We start from the raw sequence: 14031 nt of genomic DNA, 5'->3' as shown, positions 1-14031 counted from the left end.
TTGAAAAAAGCGTATTCATGACAAAAATTTGAACGTTATATGAAAGGATTTAATGAAAGGGTAAATTTGGCAATGGAAATAAGAAAAAAATACAAGGAATCTCTTTTTTAACGAACGCTTATTCGCTAGAATGATAGGTATGAGGTGAATGAAATGAAAGTGCGAAAAGACCTTAATGAAATAATGAATCATTTAAAAGTAGCTGAATCATTTAAAGAAAACATTGTTCATTGGCAAACAATTGAAGAAAAGGAAGCTAGTACGGATGAGCTGCCTTTAGACATACACCCAGCTCTTAAGGAAGCATTACAGAAACGGGGAATTACAAGACTTTACACCCATCAGAAATCTGCTTATGAAGAAGCCATTCAAGGAAAAAGTATTGTGGCTGTTACTCCGACTGCTTCAGGGAAAACATTATGCTATAACCTGCCAGTTTTGCAGACGATCATAAATGATGCAAATTCTAGGGCATTATACATGTTTCCGACAAAAGCCTTAGCACAGGATCAAAAGAGTGAAATTAATGAAATTATCGAAGAGGCAGGCCTGCCAATTAACAGCTATACATATGATGGAGATACCCCTTCGAATATTCGTCAAAAGGTACGAAAAGCGGGACATGTTGTAATTACAAATCCGGATATGCTCCATTCGGCTATTTTACCTCATCATACGAAATGGGTCTCGCTATTCGAAAATCTGAAATATGTTGTGATTGATGAACTCCATATATACAGAGGTGTTTTTGGAAGCCATGTAGCAAATGTGATCAGACGTTTACAAAGAATTTGCAGGTTTTATGGAAGTAATCCTACCTTTATTTGTACATCTGCGACGATTGCCAATCCGCTTGAGTTAGCAGAAAGTCTCACAGAAAAACGTATTTCTCTTATTGATAATAATGGAGCACCAAGTGGGAGGAAACATTTTGTCTTTTACAATCCTCCGATTGTTAATCATCCGTTAAATATTAGAAGAAGTGCTACACTAGAAGTAAGAAAACTTGCAAGTGAACTATTGAAAAATAAGGTTCAGACGATTGTTTTTGCAAGAAGCCGTGTGCGGGTGGAGATATTAGTCACTTATCTGCAAGAGCTTATCAAGCATAAATTGGGGCCAAAAGCTATACGCGGGTATCGTGGAGGCTATTTGCCAACGGAAAGGCGTGAGATCGAAAAAGGCCTCCGTTCAGGCGAGATATTTGGAGTAGTAAGTACCAATGCACTTGAATTAGGTGTTGATATTGGGCAGCTGCAGGTTTGTATTATGACAGGATATCCTGGAACGATTGCAAGCGCATGGCAGCAGGCTGGACGGGCAGGAAGAAGGCATAGTGAATCCCTTGTGATTATGGTCGCATCAAGCAGTCCTCTTGATCAATTTATTATTCAAAACCCTGATTATTTTTTCAAGCGCAGTCCGGAAACGGCAAGAATTAATCCAGATAATTTGATCATATTAATTGACCATATGAAGTGTGCAGCTTACGAGCTTCCATTCAAGGCAGGTGAGCAGTTCGGTTCCTTTGAAACAGAAGAAGTGCTTGAGTACTTGGCAGAGGAGCGGGTTCTTTATCAAAATGGCGATAAATATTACTGGATGAATGACTCATTTCCAGCTCACAATATAAGCCTTCGTTCTGCCTCCCAAGAAAATGTTGTCATTATTGATCAAACTGATGTAGCGAATGTTAAGGTTATTGGTGAAATGGATCGTTTTTCCGCAATGACTTTATTACATGAGGAAGCCGTTTATTTGCATCAAGGCAGACAGTTTCAAGTAGAACTGCTTGATTGGGAGGAAAAGAAGGCATTTGTAAGAGAAGTGGATGTTGATTATTTCACAGATGCTAATCTTGCCGTGCAGCTAAAAGTTCTAGAACAGGATAAGCAGCAATTCATCTCATCAGGCGAAATCGGTTATGGGGATATAAGTATCACAGCAATGGCAACAATTTTTAAGAAAATTAAATTTGAAACACATGAAAATATAGGTTCTGGACCGATCTCGCTCCCAGAAGAGGAACTGCACACAAGTGCTGCTTGGATTTCTTTACATAAAGATATCGGGCAATTTAATCAAGAAAGATTAGAGCAAGGGCTAATAGGTACATCACATGCGCTTAAATCAATTGCTCCTTTATTTGTCATGTGTGATCCACAAGATATTCATGTTGTTCCTCAAGTGAAAGCAGCTCATAATGAAAAACCAACTATTTTCTTCTATGATCGCTACCCAGGAGGAGTCGGATTGAGTGAAAAAATATTTGATGGATTCCAGCTTGTTTTGAAAGAGGCTAGTGATCTAGTGAAGAAATGTCAATGTGCCCATGGATGTCCTTCATGCATTGGCATTGATTCCTCTTCACAAACAGCAAAGGCTGATGTTCTGAAAGTATTTGAAACGTTTATGAATGGTGAGATACATGTCAATTAAAAAGAAGCTGAACAGGCTAAAATCACATCTGTCACACGAAGTGAGCACAAAAAGTGTCCTCACAACATGTCAATCCATCGAAAGTGAAATTCCCTTTATAGAAGTATGGGAAAACGAAGGCGTGACTCCTTATTTTTTTGATGGAAGCTATTGCCTAATTAGAGAACGAAGGTTTCCAATTGACCAACAACATGGAATCTATACATTTTCCCAATTCTCAATTGCAGTGAATGCTTGGAATGAAAGCGGGATGAAACATCCGCTTTCAGCTGCAGGCATTAAACCTGAAAGCTTCGTTTTCTTTGATACAGAAACAACAGGTTTAGGCGGAGGTGTGGGAAATTCAATCTTTATTCTTGGCCATGCTAGATTGTCAGGAGATGAAATTCATTTAAAACAACATATCCTTCCCTCTCCTGGAGCAGAGGTCCCTTTATATCAAAGTTTTCTTGAAAGTGCGGACTATACAACGATGGCTACGTATAATGGGAAGTCCTTTGATTGGCCACAGGTAAAAACCCAGCATACATTAATACGAGAACATGTGCCTAAACTCCCATCGTTTGGACACTTTGATTTATACCATGCATCAAGAAGAATGTGGAAGCATAAATTAGAACGAATGAAGTTGTCTATTGTAGAGAAGGAAGTGCTAGGAATTGAACGAAAGGATGATCTTCCAGGCTTTTTAGCACCGATGATCTATTTTGACTTTGTGGAAAGGAAAGATCCACAAGGAATGCTAGGGATATTAAAGCACAATGAAATAGATATTTTATCGCTCATCAGCCTATATACACATCTGTCATTTCAAATTCTTGGCCTTGATCAAAAACAAACAGCTAAGGAAATGTATGAAATAGGAAGATGGTTTTCTCACGTAGGAGAAGCAGAAGGAGCGAAAGAATCATTTTCTCGTTTGGCAAACACCACTAACAGTGAAACGGCTGCAGCCAAGCATGCACTTGCATTTGAATACAAGAAAGAAAAAAAATGGATGGATGCACTACACATATGGGAAGACGTTGTGGATCAAGGAAATGAAGACGTGATAAGGCTAGAGGCATGTATTGAAATAGCAAAGATATATGAGCATCGAGAAAAAAATCTGCAAAAGGCGATTCATTTTACTAGAAATGCAGAAGCAATTTCTCAAAAATTGCAAAGTGTTAACAATAGGAAACTAACAATTAGTCATCAAGAAATCATGAAAAGATTAGAGAGGCTTAACAAGAGATTATATCGTTCATTTTGAGCAACTATCAAATTATTTTAAAAACCCACTATTTCCTAGTTGTTTGTCCATATTGAAAACTGTAAAATGTATAATTGTGTGGTGTATTTAGGCAGGAATAATTTATGTGAGGCTGACTGGCATGTATAAGACAATCTTGTTCATATTTTTTATCGTTATTATCTTTACAGCTATACTTTTTAGTAATTTTAGAGATAGTTTTTATAGCATGTTTTAAATTCATTTTTAAATTGGGTATAAATTAGACTTTTTCATTAGTACAAGATTAACCCTTTTAACATAGGCTGTTAATGTAAGTAAACTATGTAGAAAGGGGATCTTTAAATGTATTGCGGACCAAGACCTACTAATGTATTGCCAGCAATTGTTCATCCAACAAAATGTTGTGTAAACCATACGTTCCAAAACAATGTGGTTCCACATATTCATCCAACACATACAACGAATGTAAACCACATTAACTTCCAGCACCAACATTATTTCCCACAAACGCAATCAACTGTGAATCAAGTAACGAATCAGCAGTTTGTTGCATCACCAGGTCCAGTTCCTGGTGGCTTTGGCGGGCCTGGCCCAGGAGGCTTCGGTGGCCCAGCAGCAGGAGGCTTCGGTGTACCAAGACCGGGCTTTTTTGGTAGATAGGTAGGTTTGCGAAAGAGATGCGGTTTCGTTTGGAACAAGGGCATAGAGCCCTTGTTTCCTTATATAATATAATAATAAATGCTAATTTTCCTAATAAAAATAATAATTGACTCTCATTCCCTTTTAAGGCAAAATTTCAAGTATTAGAGCATACATAGAGGGGCTTACGAAAATTGGCAAAGATTGCGATCATTTCAGGTTACAAACCTTTTGAAATTGGAATCTTTAAGGATGATGATCCTGCAGTTGCATTTATCAAGAAAGCAATAAGAAATCAGCTTATTTCTTTACTGGAGGAAGGGCTGGAGTGGGTGATTATTAGCGGCCAGCTTGGTACGGAATTATGGGCTGCTGAGGTTGTCTTTGAACTGCAATTAGAAGAATATCCTGACCTGCAGCTAGGGGTAATTACTCCTTTTCTGAACCAGGAGGAGACTTGGAAAGAACAGAACAAGGAATGGTATGAATCGATTTTAGCCCAAGCGGACTTTATTGACTCTGTTTCAAGAAAGCCCTATGAAAATTCTTGGCAATTTCGCTTAAAAAATCGATTCTTTGTCGAAAAAAGTGATGTCCTTCTGCTGTTTTATGATACAGAAAAAGAAGGAAGCCCAAAGTACCTATTTGAGACTGCAAAAAGACAGCAAGAAAAGAACAATTATGATATTCGCTTAATTAATTTTTATGATTTACAAGTAATTGTTGAAGAAGAACAAATGAAAGAACAAGACTATTTTTAAAAGAGTAAGAAAAATTGACAAATATGCATATCTTTGAAAAAATATAAATACTGATTGGTGTATATTGAGGTGAGTGTTATGCATTCGGATAAAATCAAATTAACAGCAAAAGATATTTTAGAGAAAGAATTTAAGTCAGGCATGCGAGGCTATAAACCAGAGGATGTTGACAAGTTCTTAGATTTAGTCATTAAAGATTACGAAATGTTTTATCAGGAAATTGAAGATTTGCAGCAGGAAAACATGAAATTAAAGAAGCAATTAGATGATGCTTCTAGGCGACCAACAGCATCACAAACAGCGGGTACGACAAATTTTGACATTTTAAAACGTTTATCTAACTTAGAAAAACATGTTTTTGGCAGCAAATTGTACGATTGACATTTTTTTCTATTTCTTCAAATTAAATACCATTGCTATATGAGCGAAAGTTGCATATAATAACTTTTGTACTCATTAATGACGTTCGGGTAATCGCTGCAATGAGCATTATGCTACATTGTAGAGGAAAGTCCATGCTCGCACGGAGCTGAGATGCCTGTAGTGATCGTGCCTAGCCAATTCATAAGCTAGGGCAGTTTGGCTTTAAGCTGAACTGACGGCAGGGAAAATGCCTAAGTCCTTTGGATATGGCATGACTACCTTGAAAGTGCCACAGTGACGGAGCCTTTTCAGAAATGAAAAGGGTGGAACGAGGTAAACCCCACGAGCGAGAAACCCAAATAATGGTAGGGGCACTTTCTCTGAGGAAATGAACAAGGAGAAGGACAGGTGACGAATGGTAACCTGTAGATAGATGATTACCACCTAAGTACGAGGTCTATGACCGTTTGTAGTACAAAGGAACAAAACATGGCTTACAGAACGTTATTGGTGAATAATTTATGAAACATGATTAAAGCTCTCCTTTTTTAAGGGGAGCTTTCTTGTATTTACGCATAAATACATATATGATAAGAGGATGTGAATGACTTATCAAACGTGATAATAGAAGAAACGTAAAAGACTCATAACGTTATGCGAGCAAGGATGAATATATTATGTTGGAGTTTATAAAACAAAGAGATTCACTTAATATCGTTAAGATTGCAATGAAAGTCTTTGAAAATACGAGTGAAGGAGTTATGATTACCGATGCCCGCGGCAGAATCATATCAGTCAATCCCGCATTTGAAATTGTCACAGGTTATAATGCGGAAGAAGTAATTGGTAATAATCCTAATATCCTGCAATCGGGTGTACATGATGAAGCTTTTTATCAAACTATGTGGAAGCAAATATATAAAACGGGCGTATGGAAGGGTGAAATCTGGAATAAACGTAAAAACGATGAGCTCTATCCGGAATGGCTGACGATTAGCGTGATTAAAGATGATAGTGGAAATGTAACAAACTATGTTGGTGTATTCAGTGATATTTCAGATCAAAAGACCACAGAAAAACAGCTTAGGTTTTTAGCACATTATGATTCATTAACAGGTGTTGCGAATAGGTACAGTTTGAATAAACGATTAGAAGGTTTATTACAAACGGCAGAAAAATATCAGCAGCAGCTGGCCATCCTATTTCTTGATTTGGATCGGTTTAAGCAAGTGAATGATACGTTAGGACATAATTATGGGGATTTATTGTTAAAACAAGTATCTTCTAGGCTAAAAGGCTTGCTCAAAAATAAAGATATGATAGCCCGTCTTGGCGGAGATGAGTTTGTCATCGTTTTGCCAAATTTTAAGCACCCGAAAGAAGCTATTCATATCGCTGAACGTATCATCGAGTCTTTATCCAAATCATTTTTTCTTGATAGGTATGAAGTGTATGTCACAGCAAGTATCGGTATTAGCCTGTATCCACTTGATGGAAGCGATGCGGAAACCTTGCTAAAGAATGCAGATAAAGCGATGTATGATGCAAAATCTGGCGGGAAAAATCAGTACGAGCTTTACCATCAGGATATGCATCAGAATGAAACTAAACAAATGATATTAGAGACATACTTACGGAAGGCTTTGGAACGTAACGAATTATATCTTGTTTATCATCCAATTGTAGATACAAATACAATGGAAATAGTAGGTGTGGAAGCACTTGTAAGGTGGAAACAAAAAACACTTGGCAATATCCCTCCATCAGAATTTATCCCTCTAGCGGAAGAGACAGGGCTAATTGTTCCATTAAGTGAGTGGATCATCCAAAAGGCATGTGAAGACCTAAACAGCATCCATCTAAACGGCTCAAAAATTAGAATGAATATCAATGTTTCTTCCCTCCATTTTAGTCAGGATGGATTTATTAAATCATTAAATGAGATTTTCCAAAAGACAAATGTTAGCACACGACATATTGTATTAGAGCTAACAGAAAGCATGATCATGCCAAATGCACTAGAAACAGTAGATAAACTTGTTAAACTAAAGCAGCTTGGTATAAAATTATCAATAGATGATTTTGGGACTGGCTATTCCTCATTAAGCTACTTAAGACGCTTTCCTCTCGATACATTGAAAATTGATCAAAGCTTTATTAAAGGAATAGCCATGTATAAAGAGGATAGTTCGATTGTTGAAGCGATCATTATGATGGCTAATCGCTTGAATTTAAAGGTCGTTGCTGAAGGGGTAGAAAATAAGAAACAATACGAACTATTGAAAAAAGAAAAGTGTGACTATATTCAAGGATATTACATAACAAAACCACTCCCGAAACATCAGCTACTAGCATTATTGCAAAACTGGGATGAGAACAATTTAATATAAGGGTGAAATTATGTTTGATTTAATTGCAACATCAGCTATGGGGCTTGAAGCCTTAGTAGCAAAGGAAGTACGAGATCTTGGATACGAATGCGCGGTTGAAAATGGACGAATCTCATATAAGGGGGATGCGTCAGCAATTGTGCGCTCAAATCTATGGCTGCGGACAGCTGACAGAATTAGAATTAAGATTGGAGAGTTTAAGGCAACAACCTTTGATGAGCTTTTTGAGAAAACAAAAGCACTTCCATGGGAAAACTTTTTGCCTGAAGATGCTGAATTTCCGGTTACAGGGAAATCTGTTAAATCCAAGTTGTTTAGTGTATCAGATTGCCAGGCAATTGTAAAAAAGGCAATTGTTGAAAGAATGAGAAAGCACTATAAGAAATCTGGCTGGTTTGATGAAAATGGTCCACTTTTTAAAATCGAAGTGGCACTTCATAAGGATGTAGCCCTATTAACAATCGATGCCAGCGGAAGCGGACTGCACAAACGCGGGTACCGTGCGGGACAAGGGGAAGCGCCTTTAAAAGAGACACTTGCTGCAGCTCTTGTTATGCTAACGAATTGGACACCAGACAAGCCGTTTGTTGATCCGTTTTGCGGCTCTGGTACGATTCCGATTGAAGCCGCATTAATTGGCCAAAACATTGCTCCTGGCTTCAATCGAGAATTTGTTTCTGAAGGCTGGCACTGGATTCCTGAAAAGGTTTGGGAAGAAGCAAGGCTGGAGACAGAAGATTTAGCAAACTATGATCAGCCATTAGATATTACAGGTACTGATATCGATCATAGAATGGTAAAAATTGCTGAAGAAAATGCATTTGAAGCAGGTCTTGGCGATTTAATTCATTTCAAGCAAATGCAGGTGAGAGATTTCACCACAACAAAGGAATATGGTGTAATTGTAGGCAATCCGCCATATGGAGAACGGTTAGGAGATAAGGATGCAGTTCAAAAAATGTATGCGGAAATGGGTGCGGCATTGGCTCCTTTGGATACATGGTCTGTTTATATCCTTACTTCGAATGAACAATTTGAGCAATTCTATGGAAAACCTGCCACTAAGAAGCGAAAGCTATTTAATGGATTTATTCGTACAGATTATTATCAGTATTGGGGAAAACGCCCGCCTAGAACAAAATAACGGGCATATATTCTCCTGATCATGAATACCATATACTTATATCAAAAATGGTCAGGAGGGCTCTTTATATGTACGATACAAGAATTGATTTTAATAAAATCTCCCAATCTTTAACTGATACGATCGAAGCAATAAAGGCAGATCCGAATATATTATCAACCACAGCTCTCGAACAGCTTCAACATGCACAAAATGAACTCCATCAAGCCATGTCCTACTCATTCTCAACCTTACATAAATAGAGAATGAAAAATAATGATTAAAAATCCCCGTTTGTTGGCAAACGGGGATTTTTTTATTTTGACTTAAGAAACTTTATTAGTCACCTCTACGTTCGTTCTAAGCTGCTTAAACCTGAGATAGAAGGAGGCTGTCATAAACAGGGATAACGCACCAAAAATGATGGCCATATGCTGGAGACCTACTGTATCTAACAAGAACCCTGTCATTAAAAGTACGACCTGGAAGGTAACACGATCAAGCATATTTTTGAATGAAAAGAATCTGCCGTGAAACTCCTTTGGTACTCTTGTTTGAAAAATGGTTGCAGCTGTTGGGAAGAAGCAGCCAACAGCAAAGCCGAATACTAAAAAGGCCAAAACAGTTAATATCGGTACATTTGCAAAATAAAGCAGGAGCTGAGAGAAGCCGATAACAAATGAAAACAGAAACAGAATCGTGTACGGTGAGCTTCTTAAGCTAATTTGCTTTACAAGGAAAGCACCAAGCATGAAGCCAATCCCTTCTGTTGCGTAAATCCAGCTCTTAATAACTGAACTATCTTGAATCTCACTTATATTTATGACCATTAAATTAAATCCGCCGATAAACAAAAGTGGGACAAGCGTTAATACTAAGGTCATTAACACAATAGGAAGCCCCTTGATAATCGGAAATATATCCTTAAAGCTTGTGCTAGCAGCCGACGCTTTGTTTGGATGGTTCTGTAATGTAATTGGCTCATTAATTTTCAGAAAGCATGTAATCACGAATAATCCCGCATATGCTGCTAGAGACATAACATAAAGCATAGATAATGGCATAATAACTAATAAAATGCCGGCAACCGCAGTTCCTAGTACACGTGAAAGAGTGGACACATTCATGTGCACTCCGTTAAGCTGTAAAAGGTTATTTTCTTCAACAACAAGTGGGATTGCTGCTTGTAAAGCTGGGAAATAGAAGGCAGCGGAGATTTGGAGAAAAACAAGAAAGACAACCATCCACCAAACAGAACCTGTTTCAATAGCGATTAGCATAAAAACTACACTTACTGTCCGAACGGCTCCAGAAACAAGCATAACTGTTTTTTTGTTCATTTGATCAGTAACTTTTCCTGCCCAGGGGCCAACTGCAATACCGGCAAGCAATCCTGCCGCCAGAATAAGTGATTTGACAAAATCAGAGGGGACTTTTTCCTGCATAAACTCAAGATTTCCAATAATACCAAGCCAAAGTCCTAAACCAGCAATAAATTCACCGATAAGTAAAATCCATACATTTTTATTTTTCCACATAAATCTGCCTCTCGTTCGTTTGTATTTCGTCTCTCTAAAGATACTACAAATAATATTGAAAATGAATCAATTTTATAAATATTTTTGCAGATTTAAAGATGACGCACTTCAGCTAAGCACCATAAAATTTCAAATAAGCGCTTGGGATAAGTTAACCGGAGGTCGTTCATGTGGTTGATGGAGACCCAAATCGAGTAACAGCAAGGGGGAAAGGTCATTCATACAGCAAATGAAGTCCCCAATCGAGGAAGGGCACGAAAAAAAGGTTGTCTTACTACTGATGAAGTCCAATATGACATAAGTGAAACGAAGCAAAGTAGTGACTTTTTTTTCGGGGAAAAGCAGTTTGAATTCCTTCACATTTCTCATCACTGCAGTTTCAACGGATTCCTCGTACCTGCATTCTTGGCAAATGCATATTTTACCATTAATGAAAACCGAAATAGAGGTGCAATTGTCACAAGTAATTCCTTTTTGCAGCTGCTCGTATTTATAAGAAGGCAATAGTTTAATAGGAGAGTCTTCAATATGGTGGAAAATGATTTTGTCAGCTAACCATCTGTGTTTTTCATTTAAATTAGAGGAGTTCAGATTTAGTTTTTTCAAATAACTATTAATTTGTGTTGGCAATATAAATGGTTTATTGAGAGGTGTTTGATATAAAATGAATTCGGGGTTGATAAATACGACTTTTACATTGATGGGTAGATTGGATCCAATGGTTTGAAGGAACTGACCCAGAAGGGATTCACTTCTATTCATTTGAATTAAAGGATTAATAATTCAGATTTAGTTCGAGGTTTAAATAACATAGTCTACTCCCTTTCCTGTTTTTAAAGCTCCAAAACTATTATAATAAAAAAATGGATCAATTTTTTCAAAATAAATGAACACTTTTATAAATTGCCATAACTATTCTTTATTAGAGCAGAGTCTTGCGTTAAGAGGCTGCTGTTTATACATATGAAATAGTGTCTATAATATATTAAACTGTTCCGCATTGTTCTTTGCAAGCATGCGAATAATAGCAGTTACATATTGCTAATGATGAAAGAGCGGGCAGAAGGCACGCTCTTTCACTATTTATTACCTATCCAGAAACATTACTTGACACTGTCTCAATATACGTTAAAATGATTGTTGGTCTTTTATTTATGAAATCGTATAAAAATATTAAATTCCTAGAGCGGATTGAAGGAGAGAACTCGTAGTGTTGGGAAAAAGAAAGCTATCCCAACCGTTATACCTCTAACCTTCGAACTCTAGAACGGAGGGATACTATGCAAAGCAGAATGCCATTTGCATTGTCCAAAAGTGAATCGTTTTTTGAGAAATTAAGTGAATGGATTGGTGATGTTTTTTACGATATATTGCCTGAAGCAGGCTTTGAATTACGTGATGAACAAATTTTTATGGCTTTTCAGGTGGAAAAGGCATTTAAAGAAAAGAAGGTTATCTTTGCAGAAGCAGGTGTGGGAACAGGAAAAACACTTGTTTATTTACTCTATTGTATTGCTTATGCTAGATATGTAAATAAGCCCGCGATTATTGCCTGTGCGGATGAAACATTAATTGAGCAGCTCGTGAAAAAAGAAGGAGACATTGCGAAGCTTGAAAAAGCGCTAGGATTAACAATTGATGTAAGGCTGGCGAAATCAAGAGATCAATATTTATGTTTAAATAAGCTCGACCGGCTGATTGCAACAGAAGATATGGATGCATATAACTCTATCTATGACCGACTCCCAGAATTCGTACACACTGGCTCTTCTATGCAGATTTTTGAAAAATATGGTGACCGAAAGGAATTTCCAGAACTCCCTGATGAGAAATGGGGAAATATTGCTTGGGATCCACTTCAAGATTGCTTCACATGTGAAAAGCGTCATCGTTGTGGACAAACCCTCAATCGGGACTACTATCGAAATGCGAAAGATATCATTATATGCTCGCATGATTTTTACATGGAGCATATATGGACGAAGGAATCCAGAAAGCGGGAAGGACAGCTGCCATTGCTGCCAGAGAGTTCTTGTGTGGTATTCGATGAAGGGCATTTGCTTGAATATGCTTCTCAAAAAGCACTCACCTATAGACTGACTGAACAAACGCTTGAAACACTTTTAACAAGATTAATGGAGAATGATGTAAGGGAAAAAACTTTAAATATTATTGATGAAGCGATTATTCAAAATGAGCTGTTCTTTTCTGCCTTGACGAATACTTCAACTGTTTCTGAGGGATCGGATAAAAGAACGATTCAAAAAACGGCAGAGGTTATGAAACAAGGAAAAAAATTGCTTGATTTAATAAGTGCACTTGAAGAAGAGCTTGTGTTTGAGAGTGAAATGTATGTAATTAATGAGTATGATTTAAAAATTGTTGAAGAATATTTGGAACAGATCTCTTATTCCCTTTCTCTTTTCTTAAAGGATTTAAAAGGGATTACTTGGTTTGAAGAGAATGATGGGGAAAGGACACTCGTCATTATGCCGCGTATGGTTGAGGATATTATGAGAGAAGAAGTCTTTTCGCAAAAGAAACCATTCATTTTCTCTTCAGCTACCTTATCAGAAAATAAATCATTTGATTATATGGCAAAAAGCCTTGGAATTGATAATTTTTTATCTTTTTCCGTAGCCTCTCCATTTGATTATGAAGAGAATATGGCCATTTCCATGCCTAGTTTTTCTGAAAATAAACTCGAAGCAAAAATGCAATATGTCCATGAGCAAATTGAAAAATCTGAGGGCAGAGCATTAGTATTGTTTACAAATAAACAAGAGCTTGCAAGCTTTAAAAAGTATATAACTGGAAAGACCACTCTTTCTCTATACTTTGAAGGGGATGCTGAAATTAGCACATTAGTATCCAACTTTCAAAATGATGAGCATTCTGTCCTTTGCTCTGTTCATCTATGGGAAGGGTTGGATATTCCAGGAAGATCACTAGAAAATGTGATTCTATTTACATTGCCTTTTCCTCCACATGACCCTGTTTTTACAGCAAAAAGGGAAAGTGTGAATGATCCTTTTAAAGAAGTCGATTTGCCATACATGCTCCTTCGTTTAAGGCAAGGCATTGGCCGTTTAATTCGAACACATGAGGATAATGGAACCGTTCATATTTTAATGAGGGAAAATGAAAAACCAGAAGTAATCGAATTCGTGAAAAGTGTGCTGCCTACTGCATTGTCAGTGAAATAAGAAAATCCCCTCATTGTGAGGGGATTTTCTTATTAACGGCCGATTTGCTTTAATCCATCCGGAGTCATCTTTTCAGGTGACCAGGCAGGCTCCCATACGAGATTAACCTCTACCTTCGAGATTTCCTCCATCTCTTCAAGACAGTATTTTACACCGCTTGTTATGCTGTCATGCAAGGGACATCCAGGTGTTGTTAATGTCATTGTAACATAAACAAAATCCTCTTCAGGAAACTCAATATCATAAATTAAGCCTAAATCAACAACATTTATATTAAGCTCAGGATCCATTACTCTTTTTAAATTGCTTAGTACTTTTTCTTTTAATGTCATGAT

The 14031-nt window shown here is 37.3% G+C and carries 11 protein-coding genes and 1 other RNA gene; 10 read left to right on the top strand and 2 right to left on the bottom strand.

Translation table 11 applies throughout. From position 1 onward, the window contains the following. The first annotated feature begins 153 nt into the window (after positions 1 to 153). The 9 genes from AN957_RS17675 to AN957_RS27820 all read left to right on the top strand — a co-directional run bounded on the left by AN957_RS17675 (position 154) and on the right by AN957_RS27820 (position 9215). A complete protein-coding gene (locus tag AN957_RS17675) occupies positions 154 to 2439 on the top strand; it encodes a DEAD/DEAH box helicase (RefSeq protein ID WP_056685390.1) in 2286 nt (761 codons plus the stop codon). Further along, positions 2429 to 3694 carry a ribonuclease H-like domain-containing protein gene (locus AN957_RS17670; RefSeq protein WP_053476758.1) on the top strand — a complete coding sequence of 422 codons (1266 nt, stop codon included), beginning with the start codon at positions 2429 to 2431 and terminating at the stop codon, positions 3692 to 3694. Before AN957_RS17675 ends, AN957_RS17670 begins: the two co-directional genes overlap by 11 nt. 324 nt (positions 3695 to 4018) lie before the next feature. Then, the gene (locus tag AN957_RS17665; RefSeq protein WP_053476757.1) at positions 4019 to 4336 is read left to right on the top strand and encodes a CotD family spore coat protein; all 318 of its coding nucleotides are present in this window, start codon (positions 4019 to 4021) and stop codon (positions 4334 to 4336) included. A gap of 173 nt (positions 4337 to 4509) precedes the next feature. Beyond that, on the top strand, positions 4510 to 5076 hold the full coding sequence (locus tag AN957_RS17660; protein ID WP_053476756.1) for an SLOG family protein: 567 nt from the start codon (positions 4510 to 4512) through the stop codon (positions 5074 to 5076). Between the two features lie 78 nt (positions 5077 to 5154). Next, positions 5155 to 5457, top strand: a complete 303-nt coding sequence (gpsB, locus tag AN957_RS17655) for a cell division regulator GpsB (RefSeq protein ID WP_053476755.1) — start codon at positions 5155 to 5157, stop codon at positions 5455 to 5457. An 81-nt stretch (positions 5458 to 5538) separates the two neighbouring features. Further along, positions 5539 to 5941: RNase P RNA component class B (rnpB, locus tag AN957_RS27000), an RNA gene on the top strand. A 175-nt stretch (positions 5942 to 6116) separates the two neighbouring features. Next, the gene (locus AN957_RS17650; protein ID WP_053476754.1) at positions 6117 to 7829 is read left to right on the top strand and encodes a putative bifunctional diguanylate cyclase/phosphodiesterase; all 1713 of its coding nucleotides are present in this window, start codon (positions 6117 to 6119) and stop codon (positions 7827 to 7829) included. A 10-nt stretch (positions 7830 to 7839) separates the two neighbouring features. After that, on the top strand, positions 7840 to 8973 hold the full coding sequence (locus AN957_RS17645; RefSeq protein ID WP_053476753.1) for a THUMP domain-containing class I SAM-dependent RNA methyltransferase: 1134 nt from the start codon (positions 7840 to 7842) through the stop codon (positions 8971 to 8973). A gap of 68 nt (positions 8974 to 9041) precedes the next feature. Next, complete coding sequence (locus tag AN957_RS27820; protein WP_156319134.1) at positions 9042 to 9215, top strand: hypothetical protein; 174 nt, start codon at positions 9042 to 9044, stop codon at positions 9213 to 9215. Positions 9216 to 9278: 63 nt separating this feature from the next. Here the strand turns inward: AN957_RS27820 and AN957_RS17640 are convergent, their stop codons facing one another. After that, positions 9279 to 10490 (bottom strand): MFS transporter, encoded by a 1212-nt coding sequence (locus AN957_RS17640; protein WP_053476752.1) that lies wholly within the window; start codon positions 10488 to 10490, stop codon positions 9279 to 9281. A gap of 1280 nt (positions 10491 to 11770) precedes the next feature. Here AN957_RS17640 and AN957_RS17635 point away from each other — a divergent pair. Continuing rightward, positions 11771 to 13696, top strand: a complete 1926-nt coding sequence (locus tag AN957_RS17635; protein ID WP_053476751.1) for an ATP-dependent DNA helicase — start codon at positions 11771 to 11773, stop codon at positions 13694 to 13696. Positions 13697 to 13728: 32 nt separating this feature from the next. Here the strand turns inward: AN957_RS17635 and AN957_RS17630 are convergent, their stop codons facing one another. After that, a complete protein-coding gene (locus AN957_RS17630) occupies positions 13729 to 14028 on the bottom strand; it encodes a metal-sulfur cluster assembly factor (RefSeq protein WP_053476750.1) in 300 nt (99 codons plus the stop codon). Positions 14029 to 14031 lie beyond the last annotated feature (3 nt).

The sequence above is a fragment of the Cytobacillus solani genome, from assembly GCF_001420595.1.
GTDB lineage: Bacteria > Bacillota > Bacilli > Bacillales > Cytobacillaceae > Cytobacillus > Cytobacillus solani.
Note: the sequence above shows the minus strand (reverse complement) of the source record. Positions and strands in the feature narration are given on the sequence as shown.

Bases quoted from the DNA above. Each gene is read 5' to 3' on its own strand.
- AN957_RS17640 (WP_053476752.1), bottom strand. From the start codon at position 10,490: ATGTGGAAAAATAAAAATGTATGGATTTTACTTATCGGTGAATTTATT.
- gpsB (WP_053476755.1), top strand. From the start codon at position 5,155: ATGCATTCGGATAAAATCAAATTAACAGCAAAAGATATTTTAGAGAAA.
- AN957_RS17645 (WP_053476753.1), top strand. From the start codon at position 7,840: ATGTTTGATTTAATTGCAACATCAGCTATGGGGCTTGAAGCCTTAGTA.
- AN957_RS17665 (WP_053476757.1), top strand. From the start codon at position 4,019: ATGTATTGCGGACCAAGACCTACTAATGTATTGCCAGCAATTGTTCAT.
- AN957_RS27820 (WP_156319134.1), top strand. From the start codon at position 9,042: ATGTACGATACAAGAATTGATTTTAATAAAATCTCCCAATCTTTAACT.
- AN957_RS17650 (WP_053476754.1), top strand. From the start codon at position 6,117: ATGTTGGAGTTTATAAAACAAAGAGATTCACTTAATATCGTTAAGATT.
- AN957_RS17670 (WP_053476758.1), top strand. From the start codon at position 2,429: ATGTCAATTAAAAAGAAGCTGAACAGGCTAAAATCACATCTGTCACAC.
- AN957_RS17635 (WP_053476751.1), top strand. From the start codon at position 11,771: ATGCAAAGCAGAATGCCATTTGCATTGTCCAAAAGTGAATCGTTTTTT.
- AN957_RS17675 (WP_056685390.1), top strand. From the start codon at position 154: ATGAAAGTGCGAAAAGACCTTAATGAAATAATGAATCATTTAAAAGTA.
- AN957_RS17630 (WP_053476750.1), bottom strand. From the start codon at position 14,028: ATGACATTAAAAGAAAAAGTACTAAGCAATTTAAAAAGAGTAATGGAT.